The sequence below is a fragment of the Aeromonas sp. ZOR0002 genome (assembly GCF_963866995.1).
Classification (GTDB): Bacteria; Pseudomonadota; Gammaproteobacteria; order Enterobacterales; family Aeromonadaceae; genus Aeromonas; species Aeromonas caviae.
On record NZ_CAWMFQ010000360.1, the window covers coordinates 1 to 17,610 of the forward strand.

A 17,610-nucleotide genomic window follows, 5' to 3' on the forward strand; every position below is an offset into this window, starting at 1 on the left:
CCTTTTGTGGGCAACTGTCAGGTGAATACAATCTCCATACAACCTGTCCAAAGGAGTGTTATCAAGGGGCAGGACAGCAAACACTCAATGGCACACTGAATGGCATATCAGAAAAACAATCAAATGAAAAAACCCAACCTAATCAATAGGTTGGGCCTTGAATATGGCGGAGAGACAGGGATTCGAACCCTGGGTGGCATTGCTGCCACAATTGATTTCGAGTCAATCCCGTTCGGCCACTCCGGCATCTCTCCACGGGCACTCATATTGACCCAACCCTAGCCGGGAAATCAATGTAAATCTCGTTGCAGATCAGACGACTGGCGATAAAACCGCCATCCGGCGATCCCGCCCCTCCCAACGCCAGTGACTTTCACCCGGCAACGCCTCCTCGCTCACTGTCTCCACCCTGTACCCGGTTCCCGGCGGGTGAATACGGCGAGCCTGATGGGCCAGGGACACCCTGTGACGCGCTCGCCACCGCCCTCCCGGCAGTCATGGTGCCGGACTGGTAATCCCCGCGGGATTCGTTGACAATCTCTGCTCATTTTTTGGAAGGGAACCCGTCCCTCGCCCCAGCCGATAGGAACAACCATGCTCAACACTCGTATCGTCTCACTGCTGCTGGCCGCCGCCAGCCTCTGGGCCGCACCTGTCTGGTCCAACACCTATCCCCTGCCGCCAGCGGACAGCCGTCTCATCGGCGCCCTGGAAGATTACATCGTACAGCCTGGCGATCATCTGGAACTGGTCGGCAAGCATACCCGGACAGGCTTTCTGGCACTGCTCGAAGCCAATCCCGGCGTAGACCCCTATCTGCCCACCCCGGGCACCCGGCTCACTCTGCCGACCCAGATGCTGCTGCCCGACGTGCCGCGAGAAGGCATCGTCATCAACCTGCCTGAACTTCGCCTCTACTACTTCCCCAAGGGCAAGCAGGAGGTAATGGTGCTGCCCATCGGGATCGGTGACATCGGCCGCGAGACGCCGGAGATGACCACCACCGTCATCGCGAAAAATCCCAACCCGACCTGGGTGCCCGGCCCCATGGTCCGCAAGTCCTGGCTGGAACAGAAGGGGATCGATCTGCCCGCCGTGGTCCCCCCCGGCCCCGACAACCCCCTCGGCAAGTTCGCCATGCGTCTTGGCTATGGCAACAAGGACTACCTCATCCACGGCACCAACAAGGATTTCGGGGTCGGTCTGCGAGTCAGCGCGGGTTGTATCCGGCTGCGCCCGGATGACATCGAAACCCTGTTTGGTCTTGTTCCCGTCGGCACCCCGGTCCGGGTCATCAACCAGCCGGTCAAGATGGCGGTGGAACCCGACGGTCGTCGCTGGCTGGAGGTACACTCCCCCCTCTCCCGCACCGAAGCGGAGATGGCACAGGGGGCGCCGCTGGTGCTCTCCCCCGAAGCCGAGCAGTTCATCGCCGCACCCGACATCGACAGTGCCCGGGTGACCGCCCTGCTCGAGCGCAAGAGCGGGCTGCCCAAACCCGTGAGCGGCTGAAGGCCTGACCACCATGAACAGAACGGGTCATGTGATTTGCCTGTTGCTTCTGCTGCCTGGCTCCGCGGCGATGGCGGACATCCTCTGGATGCACAACGGCGATCGAGTGAGCGGGACCATAGAGGAGATCACGGACGAGCAGATCCGCATCAAGCCCGCCTACAGTCAGGCCATGACGGTCCCGCGCCACGCCATCAAACGATGGCGTCTGGACAAGCAGGAGAAACCCAAGCCGCTCACCAAGACGGGGATCCCCCTGCTGGACTCTCCTGACGAGGCCAATGCCTGGCTGCTGACGGGGAACGGGGATCTCAACATCAAGCTCAAGGAGAACACCAAGAAGACCAACAACGTCAATCTCAAGGTCTCCACCGAGTTTGCCAATCTGGACTGGCGTTACAGCCTGGATGGCGAGTACATCTACGAAACGGCGAACAACATCACCGACAGCCACGAATACAAGCTCAAACCCAAGCTCGACTTCTTCTTCGACGATCACTGGTTCCTGCGCTCTTCCGTCGACATCGATTACAACATGATCGATGCCGGCTATCTGGAGATTGACTATGCTTCCGGCCCCGGCTACCGCTTCTGGAATGACAGGCAACGCCGGCTGGAGCTCATTACACAGCTCGGTCTGGAACGGGCCTATTTCAGGCCGGAGGTGTGGAGCAATTCCGACCTGTTTGACGACAGGATCATCAATTATCCCTTCGTCAGCCTGGGGTGGGACTACCGGCAGCCCTGGACCCTCTGGGAAGAAAAATTCGAGCTGTTTGGCAAGGGCAGTTATGAAAAATTCGTCGATCAACCCTCCCCCTACCTGACCAGAAAGCAGTCCGTCAGCGGCAGCCTGGGCCTCAGGTACTATTTCAACGATCACCTGCGCCTCTCCTGGTCAAGCGAACTGGATTGGGACGATGCCTGGCTCGACTACCACGGCCTGCACAGGGATGTGAGCGAGAAGGAGTGGCGTCACCTCATCACCCTGGGAGCGAGTTTCTGACCCGCCAGAAACGACACAGGCCCACCGAAGTGGGCCTGTGTTCATGGACGCAAGACGAGCGCGTCAGAAATAGATCCGGGTGACCGACTCGATGACGCAGCCAGGGCGGCGGATCCCCTCGATCTCTATCTTGATCTCCTTGAGGAGCTCGATCCCCCCCTTGATGGGCGTGACACGCGACAGCTTTGTACGGGCGCGGATATTGCTGTCCACCTTGATGGGGTAAGGGAAGCGGACCTGCTCCAGGCCGAAATTCACCACCATGCGAGCTGTCGGGAACTCCGGCGTGCTCTCGTCCACCGAACCGGTCAACTGGGGCAGCAGGGCCAGAGTCAGGAAGCCGTGGGCAATGGTGGTCTTGAAAGGAGACTCGGCTGCCGCACGCTCGGGATCGGTGTGGATCCACTGATGATCGCCGGTCACGGTCGCGAACTGGTTGATCAACGCCTGGGTGACCTGCAACCACTCGCCCACATGGGTCTCTTCACCGATGCGGGTCTGCAACTCGGCATAGAGTGCCGCCGCTTCGCCTTCGAGCTCCACCACGGGATCCTGCGCCAGGGCAGGCTGGCCATTCGCTACCTGGGTGACTCTGGCAGCCTCTTGCTGGCGGGCATCCTGGGACTCCCCCTGCAGATCCAGCACTCTTCCCAGCAAGGGGTGAAGGTGTGCCTTTTGCTGAAACTCACGCCAGTAGTCGCGGATCGCCGGAGAGAGCCAATCCTTGAGCTCAAAGGGGTGTTGCGCCAGAATTTCGCGCTTGTGCTTCAGAAAATCGACAACTTTCATTTACCGATCCCTATTCGATTCAAAGCCTGTAAAGAGGTCTAACCAGTCCTATTTTATGAAAGTTTCATCAGCAAGTACAAAAAAATCTCGGCGTACACCTGTACCAGGCGCGAAAGTGGTCACTAACATGCGAGCAAACACGGGCAGGAAAACGATTGAATGTAAGGCTGCAAACGAATCAACATCTGAGCTGAAAAAGAGACGGGGCCCGTGTCGCCACTGAGCCCCGTCCTCGATCATCTCCCCTGGGCGGTCCACCAGCTCTTGCGCTGCTCATCGTCCAGGAAACTCCAGGCGAGGATCCGGCTCACCTTGTTGCCTTGCGCCATGTCGAGCACGCGAACCTCCCGCGCCCCCACCCGAGCCAGCGCCTTTCGTGCGGCAGGCAGATTTTCCTTTTTCGACACCAGCGAGCTGAACCAGAGGCATTGGCTGGCAAACTCCTTGCTCTGCTCTATCATGGCCGCCAGAAACGCCGCCTCGCCCCCCTCGCACCAGAGCTCAGCCTTCTGACCGCCGAAATTGAGCACGGGCGCCCCGGCCACTGCCTGGCCCTTGCCCAGGTTGCGCAGCTTGCGCTCCGTCCCCTTGCTCGCTTCCGCCAGAGAAGCATGAAACGGCGGGTTGCACAGAGTCAGGGCAAAGTGCTCCTTCGGCCCCAGGATCCCGCGAAAGACATGCTTGGGGTTACCCTGATGACGGCATGTGATCTGGTTGCCCAATCCATTGCTGGTGGCCAGCAGGGTTGCCGCCTTCACCGACACAGGATCGATGTCTGAGCCCACGAAGCGCCAGCCATACTCCCGGGCGCCCAGCAAGGGATAGATGCAGTTGGCCCCGACACCGACATCCAGCACTCGAACCTGCTTGCCCGTCGGTACGCATCCCGCGCTCTCCGCCAGCAGATCCGCGACGCGGTGCAGATAATCGACCCGCCCCGGGATGGGCGGGCAGAGGTAGCCAGGCGGCAGATCCCAGTGTTCGATGCCATAGTGCAGCGCCAGCAGCGCCCGGTTGAGCGCCTTGACGGCGGCCGGATCGGCGAAATCCAGGGTCCGGGTGCCGTGCTCGTTGACGAACACGAAAGGCGACAGCGCCGGGGTACGCAGGCAGAGCGCGTCAAAGTCGTAGGGGGCCTGATGGCGATTGCGCGGGTGCAATCCGGTTTTCTGCTGGGGTGTCATGCTGGACCTGCCGAGGATCAAGGGGGCCACACTATAGAGAGTCGGCCAGGGAAAGTCTAAAAGAGGGCCATAAAAAAACCGGACCCTGAGGGTCCGGTTCAAGTGAGGTTGGAAAAACAGTCCGTACTGCGAGCCGTTTGTCCAGCCTGACTCAGATATCGATCCGGCGTGCCTGCCAGAACTTGTTGCGCCAATACACATTGTCGAGCTTGGAGCGCGTGACGCCGGCACGGAAGGAGACATGGATGAATTCACCGTTGCCGACATAGATGCCGACATGGTTCAGACGCGGGTTGATCTTGAAGAAGACCAGGTCCCCCTCGACCAGATCCTGCTTGGAGACGCGAGAGCCTTCGTGGACCTGGGAGCGGGTATCGCGGGGCAATTCGATGCCGATGGCATTGCGGAACACTTCACGGGTAAACGCCGAGCAATCGATACCTCGTTCTGTGGTACCGCCATAACGATAGGGGGTACCACGCCACTCTTTGTATACGGTCAGGATTTCGTTGACATCCGGGGTAGGCGAAACTTCGGGTTCAATCACGGGTTCCATCATGGAAACCTCGATCTTGCTCGCGACCTCGGGTTGGGGTGCCGAAGCACAACCTACCATTCCGAGCGCGACCAGCAGTAGCATCAGGTGGCGCAATCCTTTATCCCCGCAAAAAAGAGTGAAACTTGTTAAAATGCAGCCCGACAGGGCAATTTATAAGGCAACAGCACCCGACTATATCCAAGAATTCTATCGAGGCAAGCGAAAATCCCAATCGAACTCACATTTTTGCAAGGAAATGCTCTGTTTAGCGCAATTTATGTGATCATGGCCAAACAATATACAATCTTGAAAGCATCGGTTTCGGCCTCTCCAAACGGATTGTTATCGCTACTTCGACCCCATTTTTAAGTGAAATATTATGCTTTCTGCGGATCTCTATTTGTTAAATACCGCGCTCGTCGATACTGAACAGCTGATCGGGCTGTCATCCGGGCTCTCCCCGGAGGAATACCGCCACTGGCACGAGATCCGCCAACCCGGCCGCCAGCGCGAGTATCTGCTGGGACGCGTGTTGCTTCGCCGCCTGCTGGCCGAACGCCTCCACTGCCCTGCCGGCTCTCTGGCCTTTCACATCGGCGAGCATGGCAAGCCGATGCTGTGCAACCACCACTGGCAGTTCAACCTCAGCCACAGCGGTGACTGGTTGGTGCTCGCCCTCTGTCGGGAGGGTCCCCTCGGCGTGGATATCGAAATGGGCCTGCGCCGCCGCCCCATACTGCCCCTGGCAGAGCGTTTCTATGCCCCCGGGGAATACCTGTGGCTGCGCACCCTGCCAGTGCAGGAGCAGGACTCGGCCTTCTATCGGCTGTGGTCGCGCAAGGAGGCGGTGCTCAAGGCCCACGGCGCCGGCATCGCCGCCGGGCTGGAGAAGGTCTGCTTCTTGCCGGAGCAAGGGTGGCGGCTGGAGAACCTGCTCGATACCCGCATCTATGAAGTGAGCGATTGGCCCATTGGCAGAGGATGGCTCAGCCTCGCCGCCCCGACCCGCCAGGTCGATGCCTATCTGCTGGACGGGAGCTTGAAATCCACTCCGCTGGACCCCATGTTGATCCACACCATTTTCCGAGAGTCAGCCTCATGATCGTCGACATCACTCCCCAGAATTTTCACGCCGAACTGATCGATGCATCCCTGAAAAAGCCGGTCGTCATCTACTTCCACGCCCCGCAGATGCCGGAGTGTCAGGCCATGACCCCCCTGGTGGAAGCCCTGGTTGGTCAGGCCAATCCTGGCGTCACCTTGGCCAAAGTCGATATGAACGATCCCCAGCTGCAGCCGCTGGCGAGCCAGCTGGCCCTGCGCGCGTTACCCGCCCTGGTGCTGTTCCATCAGGGTCGTCCGGACGAGCAGGCCATCCTGGAAGGCCCGCAGGATGAAGCGACCCTGCGCCAGTATTTCGCTGCTTTCGCCCCCAAGGAAGAAGAGCTGCTGCTGGAGCAGGCCAAGCAGGCACTGGCCGCAGAGCAGGCCGATGTGGCGCACGCCCACCTGAGCAAGGCCCATCGCCTCGCCGCCGAGCGTCACGACATCAGCCTCTGGCTGGCACAGGCGGCCCTGGATCTGAACCTGCTGGACGAGGCGCAAGCCCTGCTCGCCGCCATCCCCATGGTGGCACAGGACGATCACTATCAGACCCTGAGCTCTCGCCTCTCGCTGGCGCTGCAGGCCAGTGACAGCCCTGAACTGCGCGCCCTGGAGCTGCGTCACGCCGAACAGCCGGCAGATGACGCCCTCGCCCAGGAGCTGGCGGTACTCTACAGCCAGGTCGGTCGACAGGAAGAGGCTCTGGCCTTGCTGTTCACCATTCTCAAGCGGGATCTGGCCTTTGGAGATGCCAAGAAGATCTATCTCGATGTGCTGGCCACCATGGGCGCACATCCGGCAGCGCAGAATTACCGCCGCAAGCTCTACAGCCTGCTTTATTGATCGAAGAGATATTCAGGACGGGGAATGCCGATCGGTCGGCATTGCCTTGTTCAGGCGGGAGTCAAACTCGGAGAATTGCCAGATTTCAGGCAAAAAAAAATGGCGCATTAAAATGCGCCATTTTTTCGCATGGATTACTTCTTGTAGGAAGTAGCCATGTTGTCGATGCGCTGGTTAGCACGCATAGCTTCTTGCTTGGCTTCTGCAACATCAGCAGCGATCTTGGACTGATCAGCACGAACAGCGCTAACATCTTGAGCCAGTTGGTCAACTTTGTTAGACAGATTCTGAACGGAAGTTTCCAGTTCGCTGGTGTTTGCACAACCGCCCAGCAGAGCGGACAGACCAACAACACCTACCAACAACATTTTTTTCATTTTTAAAAGCTCCCTTTAACTCGCCAGACGTTTAGCAAGCGGCGTGATTATGGCACAAAAAAATCATACTTTGGATAGGCCCCATCACAGATAAATGCGTTAAAACCCTCATTTTTTTTTAGTTGCACACTTTATGCGCAAACTTTAATCAAAAAAGAGTGTCTCCGGATGAGGTTCGTGCAAAGCGTAACCAAAATTTCGGCTTATTACAATTTCGTATGAGGCTCAGGCTGAACGCTCTGACAGCAATTGACGATATTGCACCAGATCCTCGATGGTCAGCACCGGCATCTGGTGCTGGCGACCGAAGGCCACCAGGTCCGGCAACCTGGCCATGGAGCCATCCTCCCTGGTCAGCTCGCACAGCACGCCGTAAGGTTTGAGCCCGGCGAGCTGCATCAGATCGACCGTGGCTTCGGTGTGACCGCGACGGGTCAGCACGCCCCCGGTACGGGCACGCAGCGGGAAGACATGGCCGGGGCGATGCAGGTCGGACGGTCTGGCCCCGTCGGCGATGGCGGCACGTATGGTGGTGATGCGATCGGCGGCGGACACCCCGGTGGTCACCCCCTGCGCCGCTTCGATGGTCACGGTGAAGGCAGTCTGATAGTGGCTGGAGTTGGCCTCCACCATCATCGGCAACTCGAGCTGGCGAACCCGCTCGTCGGTCAGACAGAGGCAGACGATGCCGGAGCACTCGCGGATCATCATGGCCATCTGCTCGTTGGTCATGGTTTCTGCGGCAAAGATGAGATCGCCTTCGTTCTCGCGATCTTCATCATCGGCCACCAGCACACCCTGACCGGCACGCAGGGCGGCCAGCGCGGCTTCGACGCGAGCAATGGGATCACCGAATTCACTGAGTAGAGACTGATTCATGGTAAGACTCCTAAAAAAGACAAGGACCAGAATCAGGGCATGGAAAGGCAGACAGAAGTAGCCATGCGGCGGCCAACCCGGCAGGGTCTGGCCAGCAATATCTGTCTTATCCTCTTTCATCCGGACTATGACCGTCGGCTCCGGCATCTCACCGGATCTGCTGACCCCGTCCCGGATGAATGCCGGGTCGGGCGCTCGCGGGCTCCCCGAGTCACATCGGGATACCGCCGGTGGGGAATTTCGCCCCGCCCTGAGAATAAGCGCAGACAGCCTAAAGAAAAAAGACGCAGGATGCCAGCCAAAAACCCATCAAAGACAAACCGGGAGCTGGCTGCACTGCAATTTTCGCGCGAGCACCACCCGATACACGGCGCGCTGTCCTTTCTGATTTCGTTTGTGGCATAGTGCCAGCAAAAACGCGCGCGCCCGCGCAGACCGGGTGCCAACATCACAAACGGAATCATGACAGAGATGGAAAAGAAAATACTGCTGACCGATTGCCCCGACGCCAAGGGTCTCATCGCCAAGATCACCAACATCTGCTACAAGCACCAGCTCAACATCAACAAGAACGACGAGTTCGTGGATCACGAAAACGGCCGCTTCTTCATGCGCACCGAGCTGGAAGGGCGCTTCAACGACGAGACCCTGCTGGCCGACCTCGATGATGCACTGCCTGCCGGCGCCCAGCGTCGTCTCGTCAAGGCGGGCAAGAAGCGCATCGTCATTCTGGTGACCAAGGAGACTCACTGCCTCGGCGACATCCTGATGAAAAACTATGCCGGCGCCCTGGACATGGACATCGTCGCGGTCATCGGCAACTACGACACCCTCGCCGAGCTGACCGGCAAGTTCGACATCCCCTTCCACTGCGTGAGCCACGAGGATCTCAGCCGCACCGAGCATGAGGAGCAAGTGCGCACGCTCATCGATGGCTACCAGCCGGATTACGTCATCCTGGCCAAATACATGCGTGTGCTGACCCCAAGCTTCGTGGAAGCCTATCCGCGCAAGATCATCAATATCCACCACTCCTTCCTGCCTGCCTTCATCGGCGCCCGCCCCTATCGTCAGGCCTTCGACCGCGGGGTCAAGCTGATTGGTGCCACCGCCCACTTCGTCACCGACGATCTGGATGAAGGCCCCATCGTCGAGCAGGACGTGATCCACGTCGATCACACCTTCAGTGCCGATGACATGGCCAAGGCCGGACGCGACGTGGAGAAATCCGTGCTGAGCCGGGCGCTGGAACTGGTGCTGAACGAGCGGGTCTTCGTCTACGGCAACAAGACCGTCGTGTTCAAATAAGCGGCTGCGCGCACCCCAGCAAAAAGGCTCCCGAGGGAGCCTTTTCATTGCGCGGCACTCACGGGTGCAGCGGCAGACCATTGACGGTCACGGCCCCTTTGTCGAGCTTGAGCTCGGCCTGAAGCTGTGACTCCTGCGCCTTCAGATATCCCATGGCGGTGAATTGCTCCAGCATAGGGGCCAACTGGGGAACAGCCTGGCCCAGCTTCTCCCCAAGGTGGGCATGAAGCAGAGCGGAGAGTGCCTGCATCCCCTCCTCGCTCTCCATCAGCGCGGCCAGGGTCGTGGGGGCCAGTTTGGCCTCCCCCTGCAGGTTGACGGGTTCGCCGTTGAGGCGGGCGCTGAGGTCCGTCAGCAGGAGCGTGGCCCCCCGCTGGAGCATCTTGTCCAGCGCCTCCTGGATGGCGGCTTCGTCCACCCGCTGGCTGCTGGCCTCCTGCAGCCGCTGGTACCCCTCCAGATCCAGCCCGTTGAGCGCCAGATCCAGGTTGCCCTCGGTCAGCGCCAGGCTGTCCTCCTCGTTTTCCAGATTGAGAGACGCCACCTTCATCTGATAACGGGTGGAGAGTGTCTGGACATCATCCCCCGCCAGCTGGGTGGCGGTGGTCATCCCCTGCAGGGAGACCTTGAGATCCCCTTGTGTCAGGGAGAGGGCGGAGAGGGTCGCATCGCTGCGGGGCGAGAGCCAGAGGCCGCTAATCTCCGCCATGTCGGCGCTGCCCTTGAGATCGGCCAGGGCCAGATCCGTCTTGCTCTGCGCATCGTGCACCGTCATGCCCAGCCAGTGGGCGGTCAGATGACCATTGCCGTCGAGATCGCCGCGGTAGTCGCCGTTCAGGGGCAGGAACTGGAACTCGTTGAGCCCCTCCTTGACCTTGAAGTCGCTGGCCCAGAATCGGGAGCTGTTGCTCATGGTCCAGAGGCTGCTGGCCGACTCCGCCCCCAGCTGCCATTTCTCCATGCCGAGGGCCGTGAAGACAGGTGCGAGGGAGCCCTCTGCGGTGTCCAGCAAGAGGTGGCTCTTGATATAGAGCGGCAGCATGCGGCTGTTGAACGCGAACTGCATCTCGATGGCCTCGCTCCCCGCCAGTTGGGGATCAAAACTCGCCAGCGTCTGGGGCGGCACCACCACCTTGAGTACGCCGTCGCGGGTAAACAGATTCTCCGTCTCTGGGCTCCAGGTGACTTCGATCCCGCTCTCCTGCTGCGCCCTGGCGATCTGCTCGGCCAGGATCCGGTCGAACGTATTGCCCGTGTACCAGCAGGCGCCAAGCCCTCCCACCACCAACACGGCTCCGACGGCCAAGGCCACTTTTTTCTTCATCAGTTCTGTTTCTCCACAATAGTTCAATGGCGGGTGCATGGGCGCACTCTACGGGGAGGATGGGCATCAACACAAGCCAGACAACGGCTTGGGGTCCACGCTCTGGCTGTCACAGCAGGGGGCTGAACAGGTAGAAGATGTTCTCAAGCAATTTTTTGTACCAGGGGCGGGCACGCCACCTGGTCAGTGACATGGGGGTAGCCTCCAGCATGTAGCCCTGCACCAGCTGGTTCATCTCGGCGACAAACACCGGGTTGTCGATGAGCAGGGTGATCTCGAAATTGAGCCAGAGACTGCGCCGGTCGAGGTTGACCGTGCCCACCAGAGCGAAATCATCGTCCACCAGCACGCTCTTGGTGTGCAGCAGCCCGGCATCATAGCGATATATCTCCACTCCTGCCGCCAGCAGATCCTCCATGAAGGAGTTGCTGGCGTGGTTCGCCATCAGGGAGTCGTTGCGCGCAGGCAGCACCAGTTGCACCAGCACGCCGCGGGCCGCCGCCGAAGAGAGGGCCGCAGCCAGCGGATCGTCCGGCACGAAATAGGGGGTGGTCAGCACCAGATGGTGACGAGCCTGGTAGATGGCGAGCAGCAGGCTCTGCTGGATACAGTCACCACCGACGAAGGGGCCGGAGGGAATGAGCTGGGCCCGATAGTTGGTCTGTGGCCAGGCTTCCGGCTCATGTTGCAGACTGTCGAGCAGCCGCTCGCCGGTCTCCATCTCCCAGTCCCAGACGAAGGTGGACCACATCAACGGCACCACGGGGCCCTGCACCCGGATCATGATGTCGACCCACTGGCCGACCCCGGCATCCTGCTTGAAGAAACGGGGATCCACCATGTTCATGGAGCCGGTATAACCAACCTTGTCATCGATCACCACCAGCTTGCGGTGCATGCGCAAGTCCTGGCGCTGGAAGGGGATTCGCCAGGCGCCGACCGGCAACACTTCCACGACTTTAACGCCAGCGGCGCGCAAGGTTTTGGGCCAGGAGGAGCGGAAGAAGGTCTTGCTGCCGATGGAGTCGAGCAAGACACGACAATCCACGCCGCGTGCAGCCACCTCCATCAACGCCTCGCACACCTCGTCCACATCCCCGCCGGGGTGCCAGATGTAGAACTCCAGATAACAGGATTGGGAGGAGCCCCGGATGTCGCGCACTATCTCCTCTACGATGCTCTTGGGCTTGTGCAGCAGGGTCATCCGGTTGCCCGAGAGCATGGGCATGGCCAAGCGCCCCTGGATCAGATCGTGGAGCGGGCGTGCCTTGCTGCCCACCTCGCAGCAGTGCTGGGGGAAGAGGCGCGCGAGCTGGCGGATCCAGATGGCGTAAGGACGGTACATGGCCTGGGCCCGCTCCGCCCGCTTGCGACCAAGGCGTATCTCGCCAAACAGCACGTAGAAACCGACCCCGGCGAAGGGGATGGCATAGATGAGGGCCAACCAGGCGAGGGATACCCCGATGGGACGTCGCTTCATCACCACCCTCAGGGAGATCCCTGCCACGATCACGGTGTGAAACAACAGCAACAACCAGCCGAGAAAGCGGGAAAACAGCAACTGAATGTCGTATTCCAGACCGTCGAGCAAGGCGACTCCTTGGTGTATTGGACAGATGGCACGGGCAGACCCCACAGGGTCGGGATGGTATGCTATGGGGCACACCCATTCTATCAGGTCGTTAGCATGATCCTGCAATCTATGCTGCTGAGTCTGGCCATGCTAGGTCAAGGCTCATATGACATCAATGAGCAGCAGATAAATCAGTACCTGCAATCCCAGGTGCAAGTGGACAAACAGCTGGAATTGCCCGGCATCATCAAGGCCCATGTGCAACTCGAGCAGAGCGATGTGCAGATTGGTCGCCAGAGCCCGGATACCGCCAGGGTGTTTGGCAAAGGCAAGTTGAAAATCGCGCTCCCGGATCAGACCGAGTACGACGCGCGCCTCAACATGACCTATGAGGCGAGGCCCCGCTACGACAAGGCCAGGAGTGCGCTCTTCCTCGACAACATGAAGCTCATCGATTACAAGCTGGAGCCTGCCGCGGCGGAACAGAAGTTTGGTTTCATGCTGAGGATGCTGCTGCAAAGCATGGAGAAACGGCTGGAGACCCAGCCTGTCTACAAGCTGGATGACAAGGACCCCAATCAGGCCTGGCTCAAGGAAAATCTGCTGGGGCTGGAGCTGTCACCAGGCAAGATCCACCTGCTGACCAAACCCCAATAAGACGTCAGTTGAAAACAGGCGCCTTCGCCTGACGCACCAGCAGCTCGATCTGGTAACCCTGTTCGTGCTGCTGGTGATAGTGGGAGTAAAGGGGCCCGTCGAGTTCATGCAGGGGAAGGTGGTCAAATCCCGCCTTGAGGTAGAAGGGTTTCTCGAACGGCAGGGCGTGACAGATCACGGGCTTGTCGGAAAGATCGCGGCAGGCATGCTGCAGCAAGCGGGACCCCAGCCCCAGGGACTGGTAGTGAGGGAGCAGACGAAAGCCGCACAAGTGGTAGTAATCCTGCTCATCGCGCAGGCGCACCGCCCCCACCAGCCAGTGCGCATCACGAACCACAAAAATCCGTTCTGCCAAATCCGGCACATAGTGGGAAAACGTCGTCTCGTAATAGTCTCTGATGAGGGAAAGATCCGCATCACAGTACTCTTCGAATCTGAGCTCCATCGCTCGCCTGCTTGTCATGCCCATTTCGCTCTGGCCATACCGGCCCCTCTCCTGCTCGCTCGCTGGCTCCACGAAGAGATCTGACCAGAGTGGAGCAACAGCAAGATAACACGCCTTTAACTTACAAAAAAGCCAATAACTCGATGGAAAAGACGAGGTTGCGATCATCCGCCCCTTGACGCCATGAGCCGCGCCCCTTGTCCTGAGTGAGCACACAGACGGCCGTCCCTCTGCCATCACATTTCCAGCCTCCCCTGTTCACGGGCACTTGTTCTGCGCCATCCCGAATGCTTTACTCAACGTGGCTAACGAGGCTTAAGGAGCAAGCCGTTGAAAGCATGGATGTTGCTGGGCATGATGCCGCTGTTTTCCCACGCAGCCCCGGCTCAGATACCGCCACCGGCAGAGGTGGTGATCCTGACCCCGGAGACGGCTGTCTCCTCCCCGGTTCCCACGCCGCGTACCGTGGCGCTCACCCCGGCGCCGCTCCCCTCCCCTGAACCCGCTAAGCCTGCAAGCCGTCAGATCCAGGTCTACAAGTCGGTACAAAAGAACGGGGTCATACGCTATTCCGACATGATGCCGGAGCAGGGTCACTACGAACTGCTGCTGTTCAACGACTGCTATGCCTGCGATCCGGCGTCCAAGGTCAACTGGCGCACAACAGGCCTCTTCCTCTATGACTACGCCAGCACCATACAGGCGGCAGCCAAGGCTTATCAGGTCGAGCCTGCCCTCATCCGGGCACTTATCCATGCCGAGTCCGCTTTCAATCCTCTGGCCGTCTCCCGCAAGGGCGCCATGGGACTGACCCAACTGATGCCCGCCACGGCGCGCGAGCTCGGGGTCGGCAACGCCCTGCTGGCGGAGCAGAACATCTTTGGCGGGGTGAAATACCTGGCGGGTCTGCTCAAGCAGTATGACGGCAATGTGGCCCTGGCCACCGCCGCCTACAATGCAGGCGCCGGTGCGGTGCAAAAACACGGCGGCATACCGCCCTATGCCGAAACCCGGGCCTATGTGGAACGGGTCAAGCTGCTGCATCAGCGCTACAAAGAGATGCTGAGCGCCAAGGGACTGTGATCATGCCGCACCCTATCGTCAGCATGGCGCCCTGCCCGGTATTCCTTCAGGCATAAAAAAACACGCCCGGGGGCGTGTCGATACCACACGTTAACTAGCAACACATCACTCTTTCGTGGCGATCACACGATAGGCCAATGCACCCAGAATGGCACCGACAATGGGGGCAACCCAGAACAGCCAGAGCTGGCCCACGGCCCAGTCACCGACAAAAAGCGCCACGCCAGTGCTGCGCGCCGGGTTGACCGAGGTGTTGGTCACCGGAATGCTGATGAGGTGGATGAGGGTCAGGCACAGACCGATGGCGATGGGAGCAAACCCGGCCGGCGCACGGCTGTCGGTGGCCCCCATGATGACAAACAGGAAGAAACCGGTCATCACCACTTCACACACCAGTGCGGCCAGCAGGCTGTAACCACCGGGGGAATGCTCGCCATAGCCGTTGGAAGCAAAGCCTGCGCTCACATCAAAACCCGCCTGTCCGCTGGCAATGACATAGAGCACGCCACCTGCCACGATCCCGCCAAGCACCTGGGCCACGATGTAGGGCAGCACGTTGGAGGCCGGGAAGCGACCACCAGCCCAGAGTCCGACGGTCACGGCCGGGTTCAGGTGGCAACCCGAGATATGACCGATGGCATAGGCCATGGTCAGCACGGTCAGGCCGAACGCCAGGGCCACGCCCAGCAGGCCAATCCCCACATTGGGGAAGGCAGCAGCCAGCACGGCGCTCCCGCAGCCCCCCAGCACCAGCCAGAAGGCTCCCATAAATTCAGCAGCAAAAGGTTTCACTCTTGTCTCTCCCATGATGATTAACACGAGAGCCAGAAAGGCTCATACGGACACAGTTATTGAACAGGCGCCATATTATGGGAGTGTGGCGGAGCAAGACGAAACCGACCCGGCTCATCGCGGATATGTGATGAATGTCACAAGTTATTGATAAAGTAGAAAGATATTCATCCGCTCGGTGCGCTTCTCCATGGGAGTCCCATCGAGGGATGCGACAGATTGTGACCCGACCAGCGATTTTGCCAGCAGCTCCCCGCGCTCCCCTGCCAACACCAGAAGCCCTCCCCCGGGGATCAGCGATAACGGCCGCGCACCGATCCGCTGGCCCGCCCAGCCATGCGAATGAGGCTCTGACGGGTGTGGAAGTGGCAAAGCGCCACCCCGAGGGCATCCGCCGCATCCGCCTGGGGGGTGGCAGAGAGCTTGAGCAGATGAGTCACCATGTGCTGCACCTGCTCCTTGGCGGCGCCACCGGTGCCCACCACCGCCTGCTTGATCTGGGTGGCCGAGTACTCGCTCACCGGCAGCAGGGCGTTGACCGCCGCGACGATGGCACTTCCCCTGGCCTGGCCGAGCTTCAGGGCCGAGTCCGCGTTGCGCGCCATGAAGACCCGCTCGATGGCGAACTCGTCCGGCTTGAACTGGGTGATGATCTCGCTCACCCCGTCATAGACCTGCTTCAGGCGAGACGGCAGCTCCCCCAGATCGGTGCGGATGCAGCCCGATCCCAGATATTCCACCTTGCCCGCGACGATGCGAATGACCCCGTAACCGGTGATGCGCGAACCGGGATCGATCCCCAGAATGATGCTCATGAACGGAATACCCCGCCCACTGCGGTCAGCCATCTCATCTTCGACACCTTCTTCATTGCGATCTCTTGCCCTGCAGCTCTTGATGGCCGCCAAGATAACAAACCCGCCTTCGCTTGGCTCGCTCGCTGGCACCTTTCCCGGCTGACTGCGCAAGGAGCCACCATCTCATACAGTGCTCTGCCGCTTCTCTGGCCAGTGATGCCTGCCGGTGTCACACAGCCCCTTGCCTTCGGGTCATCCCTTTGCCAGGGCGACGAGGCGCTCTGCCAGTCGATGGCTTTTCAGGTAGCTCTCGACCAGCGCCCCGTCTGCCCGCCCGGCGTCAATCTGCCCATACCAGTGCTCGAGCATGGCGACAAAGCCTCGGCTCGCCAGCACGGGCTGCCAGTCGCCCGGTGCCATGGTCTGCACTGTGTTGTCTCGCGCAAGCAGGCCACGGGTGCAGTTCTCGATATGCAATGAGAGGTTGTCGCCATAGGCATCGATGCGCTCCTCGGTCATGCCGGCGCTGCGATTCATGCTGCCGCTCACCGCCATCTGCCCGCTCTGCCAGGCGACGCTCACCCCGGCCAGCAGCTCGGGCTGCTCACTGCTGCGTCGCAGCACCGCATGCAGCTCCCCGTCCGGCTCGCCGCCATAACAGCAGAGGCTGTCGAGCACATGGATACAGTCGTCGAACAGGAACTGGCGAGGCGCCCCCGGCAGGGCGTGCCTGTGCTTTTGCCAATGGAGCTCGGTCAGCGGCTGGCCGCGTGCGGCGGCCATGGCGGGCAGATAGCGACGGTTGAAGCCCACAAACAGCGGGCAATCCTGCGCCATGGCGAGATTGGCGAGTGCCTCCACCTCTCCTGCGTTGTCACACAGCGGCTTGTCCACAAAGGTGGGAATGCCGGCACGCAGGCACAGTTCCGCCAGTTTGCCGTGCACGGCGGTGGCAGCGTGGATCATCACCGCATCAGGTCGGCTCGCCAGCAGCGCATCGACCTCGGTAAAACACTCGCCAATCCGGTACTGGCGCGCCAGTTTGCCGAGCACCGAGGGACTCCGGGTACAGAGCAGCGGGGTGACTCGCTCGTCGTTTGCCAGCAGCGGCAGATAGGCCTTCCGGGCGATATCGCCAAGGCCAATCAGGGCAATGCGCATGGGCACTCCTCTCAAGGGGATAATCAGATAACTGCCTGCACGATCTCAGGATTTCCCTCGCAGATCCAGCCTTGGCGCCATCTCGCTCCAGGTGCCTTCTGATGCAATGCGGCATCGCCCCGCGACACCCTGGCCACCTTCCTCCATCGAAGCGACCCCCGGCGGCGCGGCGCTTGAGCGGTAAACCGCGATAGCAAAACAGGCAGGGCGACAACTGTCGCCCTGCCTGTTACACCCG

Annotated in this window: 18 protein-coding genes, 1 tRNA gene and 1 riboswitch; of the genes, 7 read left to right on the top strand and 12 right to left on the bottom strand. The window is 60.3% G+C overall.

Going from position 1 to position 17,610, the window contains the following annotated elements; all coding sequences use genetic code 11:
* Positions 1-164: 164 nt before the first annotated feature.
* Positions 165-254, bottom strand: a tRNA-Ser gene (locus AACR77_RS19185).
* A 340-nt stretch (positions 255-594) separates the two neighbouring features.
* Here AACR77_RS19185 and AACR77_RS19190 point away from each other — a divergent pair.
* Positions 595-1,512 (top strand): L,D-transpeptidase family protein, encoded by a 918-nt coding sequence (locus AACR77_RS19190; RefSeq protein WP_042878776.1) that lies wholly within the window; start codon positions 595-597, stop codon positions 1,510-1,512.
* A 13-nt stretch (positions 1,513-1,525) separates the two neighbouring features.
* The gene (locus tag AACR77_RS19195) at positions 1,526-2,518 is read left to right on the top strand and encodes a DUF481 domain-containing protein (protein WP_042878778.1); all 993 of its coding nucleotides are present in this window, start codon (positions 1,526-1,528) and stop codon (positions 2,516-2,518) included.
* 63 nt (positions 2,519-2,581) lie between these two features.
* On the opposite strand, the gene AACR77_RS19200 is transcribed toward AACR77_RS19195, so the two are convergent.
* The 3 genes from AACR77_RS19200 to AACR77_RS19210 form a co-directional block, all read right to left on the bottom strand.
* On the bottom strand, positions 2,582-3,307 hold the full coding sequence (locus AACR77_RS19200) for a MaoC family dehydratase (RefSeq protein ID WP_010673529.1): 726 nt from the start codon (positions 3,305-3,307) through the stop codon (positions 2,582-2,584).
* A 236-nt stretch (positions 3,308-3,543) separates the two neighbouring features.
* Positions 3,544-4,491 carry a 23S rRNA (adenine(1618)-N(6))-methyltransferase RlmF gene (gene rlmF / locus AACR77_RS19205; protein ID WP_029313997.1) on the bottom strand — a complete coding sequence of 316 codons (948 nt, stop codon included), beginning with the start codon at positions 4,489-4,491 and terminating at the stop codon, positions 3,544-3,546.
* 151 nt (positions 4,492-4,642) lie between these two features.
* Positions 4,643-5,131, bottom strand: coding sequence for a C40 family peptidase (locus AACR77_RS19210; RefSeq protein ID WP_010673526.1), 489 nt, complete (start codon positions 5,129-5,131; stop codon positions 4,643-4,645).
* Positions 5,132-5,408: 277 nt separating this feature from the next.
* Here AACR77_RS19210 and AACR77_RS19215 point away from each other — a divergent pair, with 277 nt between their 5' ends.
* Both AACR77_RS19215 and AACR77_RS19220 read left to right on the top strand, forming a co-directional pair.
* Complete coding sequence (locus AACR77_RS19215) at positions 5,409-6,131, top strand: 4'-phosphopantetheinyl transferase family protein (RefSeq protein ID WP_042878780.1); 723 nt, start codon at positions 5,409-5,411, stop codon at positions 6,129-6,131.
* Positions 6,128-6,976 carry a tetratricopeptide repeat protein gene (locus tag AACR77_RS19220; RefSeq protein ID WP_042878782.1) on the top strand — a complete coding sequence of 283 codons (849 nt, stop codon included), beginning with the start codon at positions 6,128-6,130 and terminating at the stop codon, positions 6,974-6,976. Before AACR77_RS19215 ends, AACR77_RS19220 begins: the two co-directional genes overlap by 4 nt.
* Positions 6,977-7,110: 134 nt before the next feature.
* On the opposite strand, the gene AACR77_RS19225 is transcribed toward AACR77_RS19220, so the two are convergent.
* Complete coding sequence (locus AACR77_RS19225; protein ID WP_010634682.1) at positions 7,111-7,353, bottom strand: Lpp/OprI family alanine-zipper lipoprotein; 243 nt, start codon at positions 7,351-7,353, stop codon at positions 7,111-7,113.
* Positions 7,354-7,578: 225 nt separating this feature from the next.
* Positions 7,579-8,232 carry a 3,4-dihydroxy-2-butanone-4-phosphate synthase gene (gene ribB / locus AACR77_RS19230; RefSeq protein ID WP_042878785.1) on the bottom strand — a complete coding sequence of 218 codons (654 nt, stop codon included), beginning with the start codon at positions 8,230-8,232 and terminating at the stop codon, positions 7,579-7,581.
* Positions 8,233-8,336: 104 nt separating this feature from the next.
* Positions 8,337-8,494: riboswitch (FMN riboswitch) on the bottom strand.
* A 209-nt stretch (positions 8,495-8,703) separates the two neighbouring features.
* Between ribB and purU the strand changes: the two genes are divergently transcribed.
* Positions 8,704-9,540, top strand: coding sequence for a formyltetrahydrofolate deformylase (gene purU / locus AACR77_RS19235; RefSeq protein WP_029313992.1), 837 nt, complete (start codon positions 8,704-8,706; stop codon positions 9,538-9,540).
* A gap of 58 nt (positions 9,541-9,598) precedes the next feature.
* Here purU and AACR77_RS19240 read toward each other — a convergent pair whose 3' ends face one another.
* Positions 9,599-10,864 carry a DUF945 family protein gene (locus AACR77_RS19240; RefSeq protein WP_042878787.1) on the bottom strand — a complete coding sequence of 422 codons (1,266 nt, stop codon included), beginning with the start codon at positions 10,862-10,864 and terminating at the stop codon, positions 9,599-9,601.
* A 109-nt stretch (positions 10,865-10,973) separates the two neighbouring features.
* Entirely contained in the window at positions 10,974-12,455 is a 1,482-nt protein-coding gene (gene cls / locus AACR77_RS19245) for a cardiolipin synthase (protein ID WP_010673520.1), read from the bottom strand.
* A gap of 96 nt (positions 12,456-12,551) precedes the next feature.
* Here cls and AACR77_RS19250 point away from each other — a divergent pair, with 96 nt between their 5' ends.
* Entirely contained in the window at positions 12,552-13,094 is a 543-nt protein-coding gene (locus tag AACR77_RS19250; protein ID WP_029313991.1) for a DUF1439 domain-containing protein, read from the top strand.
* 4 nt (positions 13,095-13,098) lie between these two features.
* On the opposite strand, the gene AACR77_RS19255 is transcribed toward AACR77_RS19250, so the two are convergent.
* Complete coding sequence (locus AACR77_RS19255; RefSeq protein ID WP_223931967.1) at positions 13,099-13,539, bottom strand: GNAT family N-acetyltransferase; 441 nt, start codon at positions 13,537-13,539, stop codon at positions 13,099-13,101.
* Positions 13,540-13,881: 342 nt separating this feature from the next.
* Between AACR77_RS19255 and AACR77_RS19260 the strand changes: the two genes are divergently transcribed.
* The gene (locus tag AACR77_RS19260; RefSeq protein ID WP_042878789.1) at positions 13,882-14,622 is read left to right on the top strand and encodes a lytic transglycosylase domain-containing protein; all 741 of its coding nucleotides are present in this window, start codon (positions 13,882-13,884) and stop codon (positions 14,620-14,622) included.
* 105 nt (positions 14,623-14,727) lie between these two features.
* Here the strand turns inward: AACR77_RS19260 and aqpZ are convergent, their stop codons facing one another.
* From aqpZ to AACR77_RS19275, 3 genes are all read right to left on the bottom strand, one after another.
* Positions 14,728-15,414 (bottom strand): aquaporin Z, encoded by a 687-nt coding sequence (gene aqpZ / locus AACR77_RS19265; protein WP_042878791.1) that lies wholly within the window; start codon positions 15,412-15,414, stop codon positions 14,728-14,730.
* 293 nt (positions 15,415-15,707) lie between these two features.
* Positions 15,708-16,229 (bottom strand): crossover junction endodeoxyribonuclease RuvC, encoded by a 522-nt coding sequence (gene ruvC, locus AACR77_RS19270; RefSeq protein WP_039039380.1) that lies wholly within the window; start codon positions 16,227-16,229, stop codon positions 15,708-15,710.
* Positions 16,230-16,463: 234 nt separating this feature from the next.
* On the bottom strand, positions 16,464-17,372 hold the full coding sequence (locus AACR77_RS19275) for a Gfo/Idh/MocA family protein (protein ID WP_042878794.1): 909 nt from the start codon (positions 17,370-17,372) through the stop codon (positions 16,464-16,466).
* Between the last annotated feature and the right edge of the window lie 238 nt (positions 17,373-17,610).

What these genes read in the sequence shown, in the direction of transcription:
- AACR77_RS19275 (WP_042878794.1), bottom strand. Translation starts at nt 17,372, where the DNA reads ATGCGCATTGCCCTGATTGGCCTTGGCGATATCGCCCGGAAGGCCTAT.
- AACR77_RS19200 (WP_010673529.1), bottom strand. Translation starts at nt 3,307, where the DNA reads ATGAAAGTTGTCGATTTTCTGAAGCACAAGCGCGAAATTCTGGCGCAA.
- AACR77_RS19225 (WP_010634682.1), bottom strand. Translation starts at nt 7,353, where the DNA reads ATGAAAAAAATGTTGTTGGTAGGTGTTGTTGGTCTGTCCGCTCTGCTG.
- AACR77_RS19240 (WP_042878787.1), bottom strand. Translation starts at nt 10,864, where the DNA reads ATGAAGAAAAAAGTGGCCTTGGCCGTCGGAGCCGTGTTGGTGGTGGGA.
- AACR77_RS19210 (WP_010673526.1), bottom strand. Translation starts at nt 5,131, where the DNA reads ATGCTACTGCTGGTCGCGCTCGGAATGGTAGGTTGTGCTTCGGCACCC.
- AACR77_RS19195 (WP_042878778.1), top strand. Translation starts at nt 1,526, where the DNA reads ATGAACAGAACGGGTCATGTGATTTGCCTGTTGCTTCTGCTGCCTGGC.
- AACR77_RS19255 (WP_223931967.1), bottom strand. Translation starts at nt 13,539, where the DNA reads ATGGAGCTCAGATTCGAAGAGTACTGTGATGCGGATCTTTCCCTCATC.
- AACR77_RS19260 (WP_042878789.1), top strand. Translation starts at nt 13,882, where the DNA reads ATGTTGCTGGGCATGATGCCGCTGTTTTCCCACGCAGCCCCGGCTCAG.
- rlmF (WP_029313997.1), bottom strand. Translation starts at nt 4,491, where the DNA reads ATGACACCCCAGCAGAAAACCGGATTGCACCCGCGCAATCGCCATCAG.
- ruvC (WP_039039380.1), bottom strand. Translation starts at nt 16,229, where the DNA reads ATGAGCATCATTCTGGGGATCGATCCCGGTTCGCGCATCACCGGTTAC.
- AACR77_RS19190 (WP_042878776.1), top strand. Translation starts at nt 595, where the DNA reads ATGCTCAACACTCGTATCGTCTCACTGCTGCTGGCCGCCGCCAGCCTC.
- AACR77_RS19220 (WP_042878782.1), top strand. Translation starts at nt 6,128, where the DNA reads ATGATCGTCGACATCACTCCCCAGAATTTTCACGCCGAACTGATCGAT.
- purU (WP_029313992.1), top strand. Translation starts at nt 8,704, where the DNA reads ATGGAAAAGAAAATACTGCTGACCGATTGCCCCGACGCCAAGGGTCTC.
- ribB (WP_042878785.1), bottom strand. Translation starts at nt 8,232, where the DNA reads ATGAATCAGTCTCTACTCAGTGAATTCGGTGATCCCATTGCTCGCGTC.
- AACR77_RS19215 (WP_042878780.1), top strand. Translation starts at nt 5,409, where the DNA reads ATGCTTTCTGCGGATCTCTATTTGTTAAATACCGCGCTCGTCGATACT.
- AACR77_RS19250 (WP_029313991.1), top strand. Translation starts at nt 12,552, where the DNA reads ATGATCCTGCAATCTATGCTGCTGAGTCTGGCCATGCTAGGTCAAGGC.